The sequence below is a fragment of the Paenibacillus sp. 1_12 genome (genome assembly GCF_900114475.1).
Taxonomy (GTDB): Bacteria; Bacillota; Bacilli; order Paenibacillales; family NBRC-103111; genus Paenibacillus_S.
Genome location: NZ_FOTE01000008.1, coordinates 199,667 through 216,850, shown reverse-complemented (window position 1 = coordinate 216,850; position 17,184 = coordinate 199,667). Strand labels below are relative to the sequence as shown.

At 44.5% G+C, this 17,184-nt stretch carries 15 protein-coding genes; 2 read left to right on the top strand and 13 right to left on the bottom strand.

From position 1 onward, the window contains the following. Positions 1–68: 68 nt before the first annotated feature. The 7 genes from BM210_RS19125 to BM210_RS19095 all read right to left on the bottom strand — a co-directional run bounded on the left by BM210_RS19125 (position 69) and on the right by BM210_RS19095 (position 7,364). Positions 69–905, bottom strand: a complete 837-nt coding sequence (locus BM210_RS19125; protein ID WP_218184946.1) for an ABC transporter permease — start codon at positions 903–905, stop codon at positions 69–71. A gap of 27 nt (positions 906–932) precedes the next feature. Beyond that, a complete protein-coding gene (locus tag BM210_RS19120) occupies positions 933–1,850 on the bottom strand; it encodes an ABC transporter permease (protein ID WP_256223818.1) in 918 nt (305 codons plus the stop codon). Between the two features lie 26 nt (positions 1,851–1,876). Further along, a complete protein-coding gene (locus BM210_RS19115; protein WP_091171438.1) occupies positions 1,877–3,421 on the bottom strand; it encodes an ABC transporter substrate-binding protein in 1,545 nt (514 codons plus the stop codon). 100 nt (positions 3,422–3,521) lie between these two features. After that, on the bottom strand, positions 3,522–4,622 hold the full coding sequence (locus BM210_RS19110) for an amidohydrolase/deacetylase family metallohydrolase (RefSeq protein ID WP_091171435.1): 1,101 nt from the start codon (positions 4,620–4,622) through the stop codon (positions 3,522–3,524). Beyond that, positions 4,619–5,605: an ABC transporter ATP-binding protein gene (locus BM210_RS19105; protein ID WP_091171434.1), complete on the bottom strand. Its 987-nt coding sequence runs from the start codon at positions 5,603–5,605 to the stop codon at positions 4,619–4,621. Before BM210_RS19105 ends, BM210_RS19110 begins: the two co-directional genes overlap by 4 nt. A 17-nt stretch (positions 5,606–5,622) precedes the next feature. Further along, complete coding sequence (locus BM210_RS19100) at positions 5,623–6,588, bottom strand: ABC transporter ATP-binding protein (protein WP_091171431.1); 966 nt, start codon at positions 6,586–6,588, stop codon at positions 5,623–5,625. A 110-nt stretch (positions 6,589–6,698) separates the two neighbouring features. Then, positions 6,699–7,364, bottom strand: a complete 666-nt coding sequence (locus BM210_RS19095; RefSeq protein ID WP_091171430.1) for a helix-turn-helix transcriptional regulator — start codon at positions 7,362–7,364, stop codon at positions 6,699–6,701. Between the two features lie 391 nt (positions 7,365–7,755). On the opposite strand from BM210_RS19095, the gene aroC reads away from it, so the two are divergent. Further along, a complete protein-coding gene (gene aroC, locus BM210_RS19090; RefSeq protein ID WP_091171427.1) occupies positions 7,756–8,811 on the top strand; it encodes a chorismate synthase in 1,056 nt (351 codons plus the stop codon). A gap of 168 nt (positions 8,812–8,979) precedes the next feature. Here the strand turns inward: aroC and BM210_RS19085 are convergent, their stop codons facing one another. From BM210_RS19085 to BM210_RS19065, 5 genes are all read right to left on the bottom strand, one after another. Further along, a complete protein-coding gene (locus tag BM210_RS19085) occupies positions 8,980–9,936 on the bottom strand; it encodes a D-2-hydroxyacid dehydrogenase (protein ID WP_091171425.1) in 957 nt (318 codons plus the stop codon). A gap of 175 nt (positions 9,937–10,111) precedes the next feature. Continuing rightward, the gene (locus tag BM210_RS19080; RefSeq protein WP_091171423.1) at positions 10,112–10,777 is read right to left on the bottom strand and encodes a Rossmann-fold NAD(P)-binding domain-containing protein; all 666 of its coding nucleotides are present in this window, start codon (positions 10,775–10,777) and stop codon (positions 10,112–10,114) included. Between the two features lie 19 nt (positions 10,778–10,796). Next, on the bottom strand, positions 10,797–13,430 hold the full coding sequence (locus BM210_RS19075; RefSeq protein ID WP_091171419.1) for a PAS domain S-box protein: 2,634 nt from the start codon (positions 13,428–13,430) through the stop codon (positions 10,797–10,799). 228 nt (positions 13,431–13,658) lie between these two features. Continuing rightward, on the bottom strand, positions 13,659–14,045 hold the full coding sequence (locus BM210_RS19070) for a VOC family protein (RefSeq protein WP_091171416.1): 387 nt from the start codon (positions 14,043–14,045) through the stop codon (positions 13,659–13,661). A gap of 114 nt (positions 14,046–14,159) precedes the next feature. Beyond that, positions 14,160–15,782, bottom strand: coding sequence for a sensor domain-containing diguanylate cyclase (locus BM210_RS19065; RefSeq protein WP_091171414.1), 1,623 nt, complete (start codon positions 15,780–15,782; stop codon positions 14,160–14,162). 127 nt (positions 15,783–15,909) lie between these two features. Between BM210_RS19065 and BM210_RS19060 the strand changes: the two genes are divergently transcribed. Then, entirely contained in the window at positions 15,910–16,683 is a 774-nt protein-coding gene (locus tag BM210_RS19060) for a sulfite exporter TauE/SafE family protein (protein ID WP_091171411.1), read from the top strand. 140 nt (positions 16,684–16,823) lie between these two features. On the opposite strand, the gene BM210_RS19055 is transcribed toward BM210_RS19060, so the two are convergent. Continuing rightward, positions 16,824–17,111, bottom strand: a complete 288-nt coding sequence (locus BM210_RS19055) for a hypothetical protein (protein ID WP_091171408.1) — start codon at positions 17,109–17,111, stop codon at positions 16,824–16,826. Between the last annotated feature and the right edge of the window lie 73 nt (positions 17,112–17,184).

Here is a 17,184-nt window from a genome sequence, read left to right as displayed (position 1 = left end):
GAAGAAGGGCATTCGTGTCTTGTCAGCTCCACTGAAAACGTATAAATTGTGATATTAGTATCGTCCGTCTAGCGACCTTTTGCCTTGGGGTTCAGGATATCTCTCCAGACATCACCCATAATGTTAATGGACAGCACAATCAGCATAATGGACAAGCCCGGAAACACCGATATCCACCAAGCCGATTCCATATACAGCTGGCCTTGATTCAGCATATTCCCCCAGCTAGGCACACTGACAGGGACACCTAGTCCCAGAAAGCTCAGTGAGGACTCGGCAATAATAGCAGATGCTACTTGAAATGTGGCTATCGTAATAACCGGTGAGAAAATATTCGGAAGAATGTGCCTGAAAAGCAGGCGAAAATCACTGACTCCAATGGTTTGCGCTGCAACGACAAAATCACTGGAGCGTATACTTAAAACCTCAGAGCGGATAACCCTTGCATAAGGTACCCATCCTGTAATTCCAAGCACAATGATTAAATTATTCAAGCCGCCGCCAATGACAGCTACGATAGCTAGAGCCAAAAGTATCGTGGGAAACGCTAATTGGATATCTGCGATCCGCATCATAATATGATCCAATGCATTATAAAATCCCGATAACAAACCAATAACCGTACCCAATACACCTGATATCACCACGGCTGCCACACCCACGAGTATGGAAACCTGACTGCCATAAATGATTCGGCTCAGCAGGTCCCGCCCCAGATTATCGGTGCCTAACCAATAGCCGGCTTCGGAGCCGCTCAGCCAAAAAGGCGGTTTAAAACGCATTAATAAATCCTGAACGTTCGGATCATGAGGCGACAACTTTGCTGCAGCCACAGCCATAATCAGAAAACAGGCAAGCACGCACATCGAAATCCAGCTAAACAGGCTGCCATACTTCCCTTTCAATATTCGATTTAACGTAGGTACTCCCCCCTATTTATATTGGATACGAGGATCAACCAGCACATAACAGATATCAACAATCAGATTAACCAATACAAAGATAGCAGCTAAAATAATGATTGCTCCTTGAACCAGTGGGTAATCGCGATTATAAATTGATTGAACCAACAGTTGTCCGACACCAGGCCAAGCAAATACGGTTTCTGTCACTACCGAGCCTCCCAATAAAGATCCGATCTCCAAGCCGACAATCGTAATAACGGGAAGCAGACAATTTCGCAGCGCATGCTTCGAAATCACAACCCGCGAAACCAGCCCCTTGGCTCTGGCTGTACGAATATAATCGGAATCGAGAGCTTCAATCAAAGATGATCTTAGCAACCTGGCCACAAGCGCCAGAAGATGTATACCAAGCGCAAAAGCAGGTAAAACCAGATGGCTGATACCGCCGATACCACCAGTTGGAAACATTCTCCATTGGACGGAGAATAATAATACTAACAGAATCCCCACCCAAAAGACGGGCATCGATTGTCCAAGTACAATTAACGACATCAATCCTTTTTCGATCACCGTACCTCTTTTAATGGCTGAGATAATCCCGGCAGGAATAGCAACGACAAGTGAAAACAGCAAGGCTGCACCAGCGAGCTGAATTGTTGCCGGCATTCTTTCCATAATAAGCTGCAGTGTGGATTCACCATAGCGTAGTGAAACTCCGAAGTTTAATTGCAATAGGTTCCAGATATAAATCACATACTGCTCAAAGACCGGTTTATCCATACCCAGAGAATGCCGGAGCGCCTGCTCCTGCTCAACAGTGGCATCGGGAGTCAGCATGATAGCTACCGGATCTCCGGTCAGCCTTGTAATAAGAAAGACGACAGTCGCTACCCCAAATAACACAAATATGGCATAAAAGCAGCGACGCAATATATAAGATAGCAATAGATGTCACCCCCGCAGCAGACAAATCATTTAATGGATGCTTTGTACATGGACAAGATGCCGACCGGATTTGGTTTCCATTCGATATTGTTACGGATTCCATATAGGCCATTAATTTGATACAAATAGATGAAAGGCGCTTCTTCTTTCAAAATTGTTTGCAGCTTTGTAAATGAAACTTGGCGTTTTTGCGAATCAATCGTTTGTTCTTCCTCATCGACTAGCTTATCAATCTCAGCATTGACAAATCTGTTATAGCGTCTGTCGCTCTTGAGGTACGATTGAAAATTACTCAGGGCATCCATCGTCCATCCAGTATTTCCGATAAAGTACATAGGTGAAGTCTTTTTAGCAACCAGATTAGCCGATAAAGTTTTGCTGTCCATCAGGTTCAGTTGAACCTTCACTCCTATTTTCTCCAGCTGGGCGGCAATGACCTGAACGTTGTTCACCTCAAGATTGTCAGCATCCAGCGTCATTGCGAACCCTTGCGGATAACCTGCCTGCGTCAGCAACTGCTTGGCTTTCTCGATATTGTATTCATACGGTGCAATAGCCGGATCGAATCCGAAGTTTTCCTTAGGAATTAAGGTAGATACACGTACAGCGTTTCCGTCCAATACAGTTTTAATCATCGTATTTACATCAATTGCATAGTTGAGCGCTTGGCGCACTTCCTTCTTGGCTAAAGGACCTTCCTTTGTATCCAATGAAATATAGAACGTTCGGATCCCAGGACTGGATACGACTTTAAGCTCTGTTTGACTTTTCAGCTGCGTAGCCACATCCGGCTTAATACCAGCTGCTATATCAACTTCTCCTGCACGGATCGCTGCTGCCATGTTGGAGGGATTTGGAATGATTTTGAAAACCAGCTTCTTGAATTTGGCTGCTCCCTGCCAGTAATCAGCATTGGCTTCCATCGTGATTTGACTATCTTTTTGCCAAGAAACGAATTTGAAAGGACCTGTTCCTACCGGATTTTTGGCAAAATTGTCATCACCTTTTTCCTTTATGTATTGAGGAGGTACTATGGTTCCGCCGAACAGCGTCATTTTGTTGGGTAGAATCGGATCAGGACCCTCAGTAATAATTTTCACCGTCTTGGCGTCAACAACAACAACCTCTTTGACGGTTTTCAGCTCAACAATCGGTGATTTGGTATCCGGATTATTAAGACGATCCATACTGAATTTTACTGCTTCTGCATTAAATGGCTCACCGTTATGAAATTTCACGCCTTCTCTAAGCTTGAATTCCCACGTAGTATCATTTACTGCCTTCCATTCGGTAGCCAGAGATGGAGCCAATTTATTGTTCTCATCGCGAGTAACCAGTGTGTCAAACATGTTAATCAAGATACTCATATCCGGTATTTTGCCCTGCTTTTGCGGGTCCAGGGTCCCTGCGTCGATTTCCTGCGCTACCGTTAACGTATCCTTGCCCGGTTTGGAGGGAGTGGCTCCGTTCCCTTTGTCAGCGACAGGAGTAGACGAACTGCCACCCGAGTTCGTACAAGCGGATAAAACGATCATCAAACACAGGGCTGCCAGAAATAGCTTCAATCTCACAATAATTCCTCCTCTAATGTATTAGCTGAATGATATTGCCTCTTCATGACTTGTCTGAAATGCAATCTGCACGCTTATATAATTACGGATCCTACAGCAGCTAGCACGCTGTATATTGACCTGCAGTTATAATCCCGGTTGGTTGAATGTACTGCTGAGGTACAAGGGTATTGCCTTGCGAATCGCGATAATCGCGTCCTTCCGGACGTTGACCATCAACACGGAATAGGGTCGCCCGCTCAATGCTGCCATCCAATCTACACCAATGATCCAGCTGTAAAATTTGCGAAGGAGCAGCCGTGACGGCGGCAATGACCTGTTCAAGCGTCATCCCACAGGCTAACAGCTTGGTCATCGTTGTCGGTAGATCATAAACGGGACCGCGGATATTGCGAATATGAACATCCGTACTGATCGTATGCGGATAGAAGCCGGCTGCCAATGCATTCTGGCATACTTCGATATTGAAGCTCGCTGCCCCATGTCCCACATCAAGCTTCACTCCCCGGTCAATGGCATTCTGCAGGGCTGCTGTAGGCCTGCCGTCCTTGTTCCAAGGGGTTCCTGTTTTCCCGTGAAAACAATGGGTGATTACATCCCCCTCATCCAAAAGATCCAGAACGCCATCGATTAGCGGGGGTGCTTCTCCGATATGGACCATAATTGGAACACCGGACTCTCGTGCTGCTAGTTTAGCCAGTTGAAGTGGCTGAAGCCCCATCGTACCTACAATAGCACCGCTTGAGCGGACTTTGATGCCGCATACAAAATCGCGATTATCCAAGACAGCTTTTACCGTTTTATCGATATCAATATGATCCAGGGTAGCCACCTCACGAAGATGCACCAGTCCAATCGAGCTAATATTGAGCCATGCCTTAATATCCGTTCGGGAGGTCGGGGCCACATATTTGCGTAGTCCGGATAACGTTGCTTCGCCGGCACTTCCTGCATCAACAACCAGATGAACACCGCTGTGAATACCAGCTGCATCGGCCGGCACACTCAGGTTGGCAACACCGTCATATACATGCGCGTGCAGATCGATCCATCCCGGACTCAAATAAAACTCCGGCTCCTGAAATGGATGGTTGGTAATTGAACGGTCAAGACGATAGCCTTCAGCCGTCTTTTTCAGAAGAGCCTTATAGGTCTGCTGCTGTATAGGGTCAATAACTTGTACCAAAATCGGATCACTCATAACTGCACACCTACCGTTTCGTATAAATGACAAGCTGTGTAATGCCCTGGCTTTATTTCCTGCAGCTGCGGCCGGGCCGTTCTGCAAACATCCATCACCTGCGAACAGCGTGTATGAAACGGACAGCCTTGCGGTGGATTAGCAGGGCTCGGGACTTCCCCCTGTAAAATAATTTTCTCCCGCTTTGCCCCTCTTTTCGTAACGGGTGAAGAGGATAAAAGCGCTTTTGTATAAGGATGAAGTGGTTCTTGGTACAAACTGTCCTTATCCCCGATCTCCACCAGATGTCCTAAATACATCACACCGACGCGGTTGCTGATATGCTTGACTACGGAAAGATTATGCGAAATGAAAATATAAGAAAGTTTAAACTCCTTCTTCAAATCCATCATCAGATTCAGAATCTGTGCCTGAATGGATACATCCAGAGCCGAGACCGCCTCATCCGCCACTATCAGCTTTGGGCTTAAAGATAAAGCCCGCGCAATACCAATACGCTGTCTTTGGCCCCCGGAAAACTCATGCGGGTATTTCCTTAAATCCTTTTCACGCAAGCCAACCAGATCCAATAGTTGATTGACCTTGACCGATGCTTCGCTGCGATTCATAATTCCATTTACGAGAAGCGGCTCTGCAATAATATCCGCAACCGTCATTTTTGGATTCAACGATGCATACGGATCCTGGAATACCATTTGGAAATTACGACGGGTGCGGCGAAGCGTGTTTCCGTGCATTTGAGTAATATCCTGTTGATCGAATAGGATACTTCCTGCTGTCGGCTCCAGAACGCGCATGATCATTCGACCCAAGGTCGATTTCCCACAACCCGACTCACCGACTATGCCAAGCGTTTCACCATAGCCTAATTGAAAGGAAACATCATCTATCGCTTTCACATGCCCTATGGTTTTACGAATGAGTCCTGCTTGAATCGGAAAATACTTTTTGAGATTGGAAACTTCCAACAACTGATTGCTCATAGATTCCCTCCTTTCTGCTAGATGAGATCACATCGGGCGAACTGTCCGGGCTTTACTTCGCGCAGCTCCGGCATTTTTTCAATACAGGAAGGCTGTGTCCACTCGCAGCGTTCCGCAAACCGGCATCCTGTCGGATACTTTGAAGAATCCGGAACCGTACCTGGAATCGAGTACAATATTTCCTTCTCTTCATCAAGCGACGGAATGGATTTCAACAACGCCTGGGAATAGGGATGAAGAGGATCCTCAAACAGATGATCGGCAGATGCACTTTCAACAACCTGACCCGCATACATAACGACAACCTGATCAGCGATTTCAGCTACCACACCCAAATCATGGGTAATCATCATCACCGAGGTTTCAAATTCATCACGCATCCGTTTCATTAGATCAAGCACTTGTGCCTGTATGGTCACATCAAGAGCTGTTGTAGGTTCATCCGCAATCAGCAGCTTTGGCTCGCAAATCATAGCCATACCGATCATCACACGCTGGCGCATGCCACCGGAAAATTGATGCGGATACTCCTTCACAATATCTTTCGCTCTCGCTACACCAACGAACTCCAGCATTTCAATAACTTTTTGAAGCGCTTGCAGCTTCGATATGTTACGGTGCCTGAGCAGCACCTCTGTCATCTGATCCCCGATCGTCAACACAGGATTCAACGAAGTCATCGGTTCCTGAAAAATCATCGAGATATCGTTCCCACGGATCGTAGACAGTTGGCTTTCCGTCATTCCCAGTAAATTCTGACCTCCGAACCAAATCTGTCCATCGACCACACGTCCATGCGGCTTCGGAACCAATCCCATAATAGATAAGGACGTCATGCTTTTGCCGCAGCCTGATTCTCCGACAATACAGACGATTTGCTTCGGGTAAATCGTGAGATCGATGCCATCTACAGCATGAACCTCTACATCCCCCTTAATAAAAAATGTTTTTAAATTTTCAACCGATAGAAGTGGCTGAACCATAGAGGAACCTCCTTTTTCCATAATTACTCAACATTCTTACTATGTAACTTATTTATGAATCAATAAACAAAGTCAAATTGCTGTATAAGGAAGGAAATGAAGCTCCCCCCTTATAATTTAGATTGAAGCATATCCTTTTGTGTGGTACGAACATCATCCAGGTAGTTGTACAAGGTGAACTTGGAAATATCAAAAAATTTACACACTTTATCTCCAGCCTTTTTGATCAAAAACGCACCTTTATTATCGAGATATTGGATTGCTTTAAGCTTTTCTTCCTTGGACATATGGGTGACAGGCTTTCCGATTTCATTCTGGCATTCCTGCAGTAAAAAATCCAAAAGCTCATTCACATCTTTTACAAATACTTCTTCTACCTCTGAGGTATTATTGCGCATCGTAATTGATTTGATCGTGTTCTCGGCCAAAATGAAATCAGAAATATCCAGATTCATACAGACGGCGCCAATCGTTTCACCTTGACTATTTTTAATATATACGGAAGAGGACCTCAAAATTTTCCCCTCCTTCGTTTGCGTCAGATAATTGTAACGGTCTCCATCCTTAACCGTGCCCCGAAGTACCTCAAGCCCTAGATTACTGCCGCAATCACCAATTCTTCTACCTGTAATATGGCCGTTTTTGATGGCAACGATAGTACTATCGTAATTTTGAGTCAAATCATGCAGAACAACCTCGCATTTATCTCCGAACTGAGCGGCGATCCCATTAATCATTGAGGTTAAAAAATCAAGTTCAAGTTTGACACTTTCCATTTCACATCACACACCTATATTAAAATTTTTTAGATGATCTAATTTTTTTTCTTTATATTAATATATATTTAAAAACATTCACAGTCAACACTTTTTTAAAAAGAAAACCCTTTCATTAGTAATTAATATAACATATATATAACACAATAATATTTATTTTTGATATAATCCATTTTTAAGTCTTTATATATCACAATACGTTAGATTATATATCATTAAAATCCAATCACGTAAGTAAATATCTCTGTAATACCATTTATCAATTCATTGTGATATTGAAATTATCTATGTCATGCCTTTAAAATTTCGATTTTATTTATCTCAGAATGGAATGGTATTATTAAGACTATCACAACAACGAGCTGCAGCCGTATATCAGGAGGTTTTAATCATGGCTGGAAATTCATTCGGCGAGGTTTTTAAAATTACGACTTTTGGTGAATCCCATGGTGCCGCTGTTGGCGTCATTGTCGATGGGGTTACGCCAGGTATTGAAATCGATGAGGCTTATATCCAAATCCAATTGGACCGTAGAAAACCGGGGCAATCCACGGTTACTTCACCACGCAAAGAATCAGACATTGTGCATATTCTTTCCGGAATGTATGAAGGCAAAACTACAGGAACACCGCTATGTATGGTGATGCATAATCACGATATGCAGTCTTCAGCCTATAACGATATCCAGCATGCTTTTCGCCCGGGACATGCTGACTTTACCTATTTGCAAAAATATGGAATTCGTGATCATCGGGGAAGCGGCAGAGCTTCGGGACGGGAAACAGCAGGACGTGTTGCAGCAGGAGCCGTGGCACGCAAGCTGCTGGAACGCAGAGGCGTCAGTATTGTTGCTTATACAAAAGCAATCGGCGGAATTCAATGTGAGACGTTTGATGAGCAAGAAATAGAGCGCAATGCCGCCCGTGCCTGCGACCCCATGGCAGCAAAAGCCATGATTGCGAAGATTGAAGCGCTGGCCGCTGTCGGAAATAGCTGTGGAGGCATTGTGGAATGCAGAATCCGTGGTGTCCTGCCGGGTATAGGAGAACCGGTGTTTGATAAGCTGGATGCCGAGCTGGCACGCGCGATGCTCTCAATTGGCGCAATTAAAGGCATTGAATATGGAGCGGGTTTCGCGGCAGCGGACATGTTAGGCAGTGAGCACAATGATCAGATGCAGACATCTGGTTTTATGAGCAATCATGCAGGCGGAATTATTGGGGGAATCAGCACCGGGGAAGAAATTGTGTTCCGTGTTGCGGTAAAACCCACCTCCTCCATTTCAGTCCCGCAGCAGACGATAAACGTTAACGGTGAAGAGCAATCCATCGTTACTGAAGGCAGACATGACCCTTGTATCTGCCCTAGGATTGTTCCTGTAATTGAAGCTATGGCTTGTCTCGTACTGGAGGATCAGTTCAAAAGACAAGCAGCTATGCACGACTAATTGGGGATGAAAGAACAAAGATCGATGATCGTCAGGCAGCCAGAACAAGTAATAACACGTTATGTTTGCGAATGAATCTATAAGCCAAGCAAGTGATGTTCTCAGCAAAAACATCCCTAACTGCTAATTGCCGCAGCCTGGGATGTTTTTGCCTTTACAGCTATTCAATTAATATTGCTGTGCCAAGTTAACCCGATTGAGCTGAGGCTCTCTGCCCTCTACATAATCCATTAGATTACGCAGAAATATTTGCATGGCCCGCTCCTCATAATATTGGGTAATCCCCGTATTGTGGGCTGAGATGATGACATTATCCATATCCCATAGCACATGATCCGCTGGCAGCGGCTCTACTTCAAATACGTCAAGACCTGCCCCGGCAATCGTGCCATGCTGAAGCGCTTCAACCAAGGCTTCCGTATCTGTCGTCCCGCCTCGTCCGATATTGATATAAAAAGCCGAATCCTTCATGGCAGCAAACTGGGCGCGTCCCATCACATGGTTCGTCTCTGAGGTGTGTGGCAATGTATTCACAATATAATCACTCTCGCGCAGTACCTCTTCCAAGCTATCCATCAATACCATACGGTCCACGTATACCGATTCGGATAATGTACGTTTAACGCCAATAACGTTCATCCCGAATACTTTGGATATTTTGGCTACCTCCAAGCCTATCGAGCCGACCCCGAGAATGCCAATTGTTTTTCCATGAATTTCACCAAGATCTTTCAGCTGTTTCCACTTATGCTGCAGCTGATTACGTATCGACCGCTGCAGCTGACGGGTTAATCCAAGCATCATGGCAAAGATGGATTCTGAAATCGGATTCGGATGTACGCCGCTGGAATTGGTTAATAGAACCCCATATTCGCCTATTGCAGTTAATGGCATTGTATCTACGCCAGCACCCCAGCTTTGTATCCAACGTAACATGGTATCCGATTGCAGACACTCCTTAGCTACTGTCGAATTCCAACCTACCACAATCTCAGCTTCCGCCAGATGAGGCAGCCACAGCTCTTGATCCTTGCCGCTGATTAGCTCCCAATCACGTGCAATGCTGCGGATCTGCTTTTCATGTGTTTCGGTAATTTCCTGAATAAAAACAATCTTACGTACCATTCTGATTCCTCCTCAAAGTTTTCGAAGAAAACTTACTTCGTAAGCATCCAGCTCCAGAGTTTTCGAAGAAAACTTACTTCGTAAGCATCCAGCTCCAGAGTTTTCGAAGAAAACTTATATCGTAAGCATCCGCGGCGCGGCCAAATATCGTTCCGCAGGCTGACGTTTCGCAGGCTTATTTAGCGGCAAGCTCTTCGATCTGCTCGTATTGATACCTATGTATTCCTCTATTACCCAATAAAGCCGTATGAAGCATTGCCTTGGCAACGGTTTTTACATGAATGGGCTTATATTTTTGCAGGCCTCCTATGAGTAAAGGTGTCACGGCAACGGATAAGACAGCTCCGATCCTTTCGCCAGTACGTACATCCGATCGTTCTCCGAGCAGCAAGGAGGGACGAAATAGGTGTAACGCTGGTAGCTGCAGCTGCTCAAGATCAGCCTCTACCTGCCCTTTCACCTGACTGTAGAAAATAGAAGATTGGGCATTAGCCCCTAAAGCTGTAACTATTCCAAAATATGCTGCATGATATGTCTTCGCCAGCTTACCCAGCCGCATCGGATATTCAAGGTCAACCTTGCGGAACTGCTCCTTCGTCCCAGCTTTCTTGATCGTAGTGCCCAAGCAGCAAAAAAGATCCGATTCCGCCATATACGCTTTGATCTCGTCTTCAAGCTGCTCGTAATTGGTTATCACCTGTATGCATTTGGGATGCACGATATGGATAGGCTTCCTCACCAAAATTACCACCCGCTCATAGGAGGGCTCGTTCATCAGACATGCAACGAGCTCAGTTCCTATCAGTCCTGAAGCTCCAGCAACGATCGCTGTTCTCCCCATAGGCTATCCTCTATCCTCCCTAATCCGGGAAAAATTTGCCAATCCTTTCAGAAATCATCTCACGCTTGTAAGGCTTGCTAATATAATCGTCCATACCTGCTTCTATACATTTTTCCCGGTCACCCGTGAGAGCATTGGCAGTAACCGCTATAATAACGGGGCAATCTCCGTTCAACAAGCTGCCTTTAATGGCTTTTGTAGCTTCAAGGCCATTCATAAGCGGCATTTGCACGTCCATAAAAATCAGGTCAAATGCTTCGAAGGTTACGGCGTTAACAGCCTCTTTACCATTTTCAACGATTGTGATGGTATGGCCCATCTTCTCCAGCATTTTTCTCAGCACCAGTTGATTGATCTCATGATCTTCAGCAACCAGGATTTTCAACGATTTTTTTATAACCTTTTCTTCCATCAACAACTCGTCTGGATCAACCTCTTTTATCGGCTTCTCTTCTTTAAGGGCAACCGTAAATACAAAGGTCGCTCCCGGGCCAATCGTAGGCTCTATCCAGATGTCTCCACCCATTTTTTCTACAAGCTTCTTGCTGATCGCGAGCCCAAGTCCCGTTCCCTCAGATTTGCGGGTCATGTAATGATCCAATTGATAAAAGGGCTGGAACAGCTGATTTATTTTGTCCTCGGGAATCCCGATTCCGCTGTCTCGGATCGTAAATTGAAGATGCAAGGAGTTCAAGGTGTGCAGCCATTTCTCAACGGTAATAGAGACACCGCCTGTGTAGGTAAACTTAACTGCATTCCCAATGAGATTCAACAGCACCTGTTTCAGACGATCAGCATCACCAACAAGTACACTTGGCACATGAGAATGAACGGAATAGGTCATTTCCAGATTCTTCTCAGCAGATTTAGAAGAGAGAACGTCTAGCGTTTCAGCTATACATTCGCGGATATCCATAGGAGCTTCCACCAGATCTGTCTTACCCGACTCGATTTTGGAAAAATCCAAAATATCATTGATGATCGACAGCAGCGAATCGCCGCTTTTTCGAATAATATCGACATAGATTTCCTGTTGGGCATCCAGTTCCGTTGTATCCTGAAGCAAATGCGTCATCCCGATAACCCCATTCATGGGGGTACGGATTTCATGGCTCATCATAGCCAAAAACTCACTTTTCGCCTTGTTTGTTTTTTCTGCGGCTTCCTTGGCAACCAACAGCTTCTTCTGTTCCGTAATATCTTTGGCAATAATATAGTAACCAACGGTTTCTTCATTAACGATAATAGGCGCTACCGTTGTTAACACTTCCATGATTTGTCCATTCTTTTGTGTAATTTTATCGATAACCTTCTCAGAACTGCCATCTCTCACTAATGCGGAAAGCTTTCTCTTGAGGTTACCGATGCCGATGAATCTGGAAAAGTTAAGTCCTGCCATCTCCTGTACAATAAAACCGGTAAATTGCTCGGCCTTTTGATTCGTATTAATGATATTACCTTCCAAATCCAGCGAAAATACGGCATCATGGTTATATTTCTTTAACGAAGTGTAGCGTTCTATGCTTTCTTGCAGCTTGAGCTCGACACGCTTATGCTCCGTAATATCCTGAATGGTTCCGATTAATTTCACTGCGATGCCGTTGTTACCCATTGTCGTAACTCCACGCACATTCAAATATTTGATCGTCCCGTCCAAATGCAAATGGCGGAATTCTTTGTCTAATTCATGCCCTTTTTTGGCATTCTCCAGTTCTTCTATGAATTGTTGTTGATCCAGAGGGTGAATCAGATTAATGAATTTGTGTATGCTGTTAGGCTTCGGATCGCGAGTCAGATTGTAAATGTTGTAGATTTCATCGGAAAACACCAATTCTTCCCTAGCAATATCCAGCTCCCAGCTGCCCAATAAAGCGATCCGTTGTGCCTCTGACAGATTCTCCTCATGCTTCTTACGTTCCGTAATATCTCGACCAATACCAAAAACCGATGTCATATTGCCTTGTTCATCCCGAATTTTTTTATATGAGGTTTCGAACCACAAATATTTGCCGTTCTTGTGCCGAACTCGGCAAGTGTAAATACCTGTTTCGGAACAGTTCTTGTCCACCTGCCCTCCCACATCGTCGGGATGGTAGATGTCCATATTAGTCTTCCCTATAATCTCTTCCGGTCTATACCCTAGTAGATCATAAATAGAAGGCGAGCAGTAGCCTATAATTCCATCTGGGGTTGAATAAGTGATCACATCCTGAGCATTGTCCAATATCATCGTATACAGTCGCTCGATTTCCGATAATTTGTGCTCGGTTACTTTTTTGTTGGTAACATCACTCAGATGTGTAACGAAATAAAGCGGTGTGCCTTCATGTTCGTCTCGTACGAGGGATACGTGCAACGAAGCCCAAATGATACTGCCGTCTTTTCGGATAAACTGTCTCTCCAGTTCATAAGATACAGCAGTACCAGTCCTTAATTGTTGAATATGATGATCGTCTATGAACATGTCGTGGTTATACAGTACTTCCTTAGAGGATCGATTGATTAATTCTTCCTCGTTATATCCCAAGATGCTGCACAGGGCAGGATTAGCTTTCAGCCATTCGCCTTGAATGGACATGATTGCAATTCCTATAGGTGCACATGTATAGACATGTGCAAAAAAAGATTGATAATCCACTTGTGCCTTCGCCACACGAAGCCCTCCTATCTAAAAAATATACTTCTATTATAAGCTTATTCCAAGCTAAGTTGCGACAAAATATGATGTTGCGGCTGTAAGATTAGTAACTCTTCTTTTATTTACACCTTGTATGCTTTCTGAAACAGCAAATATATGAATAAAATGGAATGAACAAAAACCGCCCCAAGGAAACTGAACTCAGGACGGCTTTTTTTTATAAATAGTTAGTTATACAAATATTTATTTTGCAGCGGGCTGAAAAAATTCCAAACGCTCGCCGTCAGGGCCAAAGAAGAACGCTATAAGATCACCATCCAGGATAGTTCGGGGAGTCTCGTCAAGCAGCTTGACTCCGTGGCTTTTTAACTTGTCGATCTCTACTTGAATGTCGCTCACAGTAAATGCAATATGATGAACAATTCCATTGTCCGGAAGACCATCATGGCCGCGTCCGATCAATTCTATTTCCACTTGGTCCGAATCAGGAAACGATAAGAAACCCAATTCCACTCCGTCAGCAAGCGCTTTGCGCTTAACGAGCCTCAATCCCAATACCTCGGTATAAAAACGGATCGAGGCATCCATATCCTTAACCATAACGCCAATATGCTCCAGCTTGTGAATCAACGTGAACAACACCTTTCCAAGTTATAATTCGCCTGCGGCGCACCCGCATAAGCAGGTTACGCATGAAGAATACCATGTCCGAGGGGATTGTGCAATCGAAAAAACGCTGACTGTCTAAGCTTGTATCCAATCTGAATGAGACTCTATCCGGTTGCGCCCGCTCTGCTTCGCTCTATACAAAGCACGGTCAGCAGCTTCGGCGAGACTACTTAGTCGAGTATCCGCCGTCATATCTGTTTCAGACAAAAACGGCAGCTGGGCAATACCTACGCTGGCTGTCAGAGGTATAAGAAACTCTTCTTCCCTGTAAGGCTCATTTTCAATTTTTTTACGGATCGCTTCACCTATCAGAATCGCCTCATCCAGATCGGTATGCTGCGCGAGCACTGTAAACTCTTCACCTCCGTAACGCGCAACCAAATCAGACGGTCGGGTTTGCAGCTTTAGAATTTTGGCAATATGGAGCAGCACGCGATCCCCAACCTGATGCCCGTAAGTATCATTCACTTTTTTAAAATAATCGACATCGATCATCATGATCGTACATGGCTGCTGTGTCTCGACGCATTTTTCAATGATTTTACTGCCTTCCTGTGCTAAATAACGACGATTATGCAGTTCAGTCAACGCATCAATCAAGGCATATTCTTCGAGCAGCCTAACTGTGCTTTTTAACTTAAAACTCATCATGTTGAAGGTGTCACACAATTCTTTCAGCTCGACAGGCGCATGCTTGAATACACTCGGGTCAATCCGATAATCATAATGCCCCTCGTTCAATACCTTCGTTCCTTGCTGCAAAAACTCCAGAGGTCTTTCCACACGCCGCGTTACCAGCACAATGCCATATAAGCTCGCGACTAGAAAGCACAATGTGATAAAAACAAAAACCCACATAATATTGGAGCGGGCAGCAAACACTTCACTGGTCCTCAGCTCAGCTACAATAATCCAGCGCCGATCCTTCGTCCATTGATAAGAACCGATCACCTCTTCCCCACGATAATTGGTGTAGATCGAATCGTCGTTTGAATCCGTCAATGCTCTTTGCAAAATTTCCGTATCGATTTTATCCCTGCCATATACTTTACGCATATCCAAACGCGCTTCCGTTATTAACATCCCTGAGCCGTCAATCAAATATTGCTCACCTGCTTGTCCAAAATGCACCGATCGTATCGTCCGGGAAATTGTTCCCAGCCTGACTGACCCATATATCATTCCCTGCGGTTCGCCGTTGGCATTATAGACAGGTGAGGAAAAGATGATGATCGGTTCTCCGGTAACTCTGGGAAACATGACTTCAGAAATATACATTTTCCCCTTCATGGTCTGCTCAAAATATGCCTGATTCCTGACATTCATTTTCGATTGCGGGTTCATGGCACTGATGATGATATCGCCAGACATATTAACAAAACCGAGGTCTCCGAACTCCGACTGATTTTTAATAAAGGTCAAAAAATCATTTCGCATAAGTTCCAAGTTCAGTGACTTTACATCTTGTCTTCCAGCAATCTGATTAATATCGGCCGATCTCTCATCCAGCCAACGATTAATGTAGAGAGACTGCAGTGTCAGCTTCTCAGCTAGCTGGTCGTTGACCTCTTTATGAATATTGTTGGTATAGATCCAATAAAATGCTGCATTAATAAACAAACCAAATACAACAATTATCATAATCGACCAAATCAGAAAATGCTGCTTAATCGTGCGTGATCGAAATTTGAACAACATCTTGTGTTCACCTGCTCTGGATTGGGTATTGTGCAGCCATCTAACTTTACCTATACTTGGTTATACAGGTTGTTCAACACATATTAATACAATATCAAGAATTAGCAACTTACAGAGGAGCACGACCATGGAATTTCCATCAACCGATATGCTGTTGTTTTTACTCGCAGCCGGCTTTATCGCAGCATTCATTGATTCGGTAGTTGGGGGTGGTGGGCTCATTGCCGTCCCCGCACTTCTGCTTACTGGATTATCTCCAAGCATGGTGCTTGGCACGAATAAGCTGGGCGGCACCTTAGCTTCGATGACCAGCACACTGTCTTTCTTATTTTCCGGAAAAATAAATGGCAAGCTGACGCTAGCTTTGTTTCCCTTATCGTTTATTGGCGCCATCCTTGGAACGTATACTGTGAATCTCGTCCCGTCCGCATTTTTAAGACCGTTAGTGGTTTGTATGCTCGTCCTACTGCTAATTTACACCTTAATACGTAAAAACTGGGGAGCACTCACGAAACCGCGCCCGATGACAAGGACTATCAAGCTGGCCACTGCTCTGTGCGCCTTCGCTCTTGGGTTCTATGATGGCTTCTTTGGCCCCGGAACCGGCTCATTCCTGCTGTTCCTGTTTTTGCTGCTTGGCTTTGATTTTGTTAGCGCATCGGGCAATGCCAAGGTATTGAATTTGGCCAGCAATATGGCGAGTCTGTGTGCCTTTGCGCTGCTCGGCTCCGTTCATTTCGGTTATGGCCTTCCAATGGGCATTGCTATGATTGCGGGTGCTCTTGTCGGCTCTCGTATAGCGATCCGTCATGGAGCCAGTTATGTCAAACCACTCTTTATTGCTGTCACGACCATTTTAATTGGCAAACAGCTCTATGACCTCTTCTCTTCAATATTATAAGTACGTATTTCGACAATATATGTCAAATTCCTGCCTCGTGCTGCGTTTTCCAATAACTACACAAAAAGCGATGTCCAGTCCCCTTATGAGGAGACTAGGCATCGCTTTTTTTAGATGTATGTCTAAGTGTTTTGTTTATCTCAAACGCAATAGGAAGTACGCTGACTCCAATTTTCCTGAAACACTACACGTCTCTGATTTGAAATAAACTCTCTCGCCGGATCAATAACTATATGTGGGTTACTGACATTGCGTACATCCTCCCACGCACACTCGACCCCGCGTCCGTCTGCGGTACCAGCGAACATTTTACAGCTTTTGCAAAATTGCTCTTGCTGCGCTTGATTGAGTTTCACAACCCGATTTCGTAAACAGCAGTATATGTTGTCATTCTGGTCCGTATAGTTAATATGATTAATAAGTTCCATAAGATTCATCCTTTCAGGTAAGGTATCCAACATTCTATTAGTATATAAACCAAATGTTAAATGTATGAATCTT

What these genes read in the sequence shown, in the direction of transcription:
- BM210_RS19065 (WP_091171414.1), bottom strand. Translation starts at nt 15,782, where the DNA reads ATGTTGTTCAAATTTCGATCACGCACGATTAAGCAGCATTTTCTGATT.
- BM210_RS19055 (WP_091171408.1), bottom strand. Translation starts at nt 17,111, where the DNA reads ATGGAACTTATTAATCATATTAACTATACGGACCAGAATGACAACATA.
- BM210_RS19080 (WP_091171423.1), bottom strand. Translation starts at nt 10,777, where the DNA reads ATGGGGAGAACAGCGATCGTTGCTGGAGCTTCAGGACTGATAGGAACT.
- BM210_RS19105 (WP_091171434.1), bottom strand. Translation starts at nt 5,605, where the DNA reads ATGAGCAATCAGTTGTTGGAAGTTTCCAATCTCAAAAAGTATTTTCCG.
- BM210_RS19100 (WP_091171431.1), bottom strand. Translation starts at nt 6,588, where the DNA reads ATGGTTCAGCCACTTCTATCGGTTGAAAATTTAAAAACATTTTTTATT.
- BM210_RS19060 (WP_091171411.1), top strand. Translation starts at nt 15,910, where the DNA reads ATGGAATTTCCATCAACCGATATGCTGTTGTTTTTACTCGCAGCCGGC.
- BM210_RS19085 (WP_091171425.1), bottom strand. Translation starts at nt 9,936, where the DNA reads ATGGTACGTAAGATTGTTTTTATTCAGGAAATTACCGAAACACATGAA.
- BM210_RS19095 (WP_091171430.1), bottom strand. Translation starts at nt 7,364, where the DNA reads ATGGAAAGTGTCAAACTTGAACTTGATTTTTTAACCTCAATGATTAAT.
- BM210_RS19110 (WP_091171435.1), bottom strand. Translation starts at nt 4,622, where the DNA reads ATGAGTGATCCGATTTTGGTACAAGTTATTGACCCTATACAGCAGCAG.
- aroC (WP_091171427.1), top strand. Translation starts at nt 7,756, where the DNA reads ATGGCTGGAAATTCATTCGGCGAGGTTTTTAAAATTACGACTTTTGGT.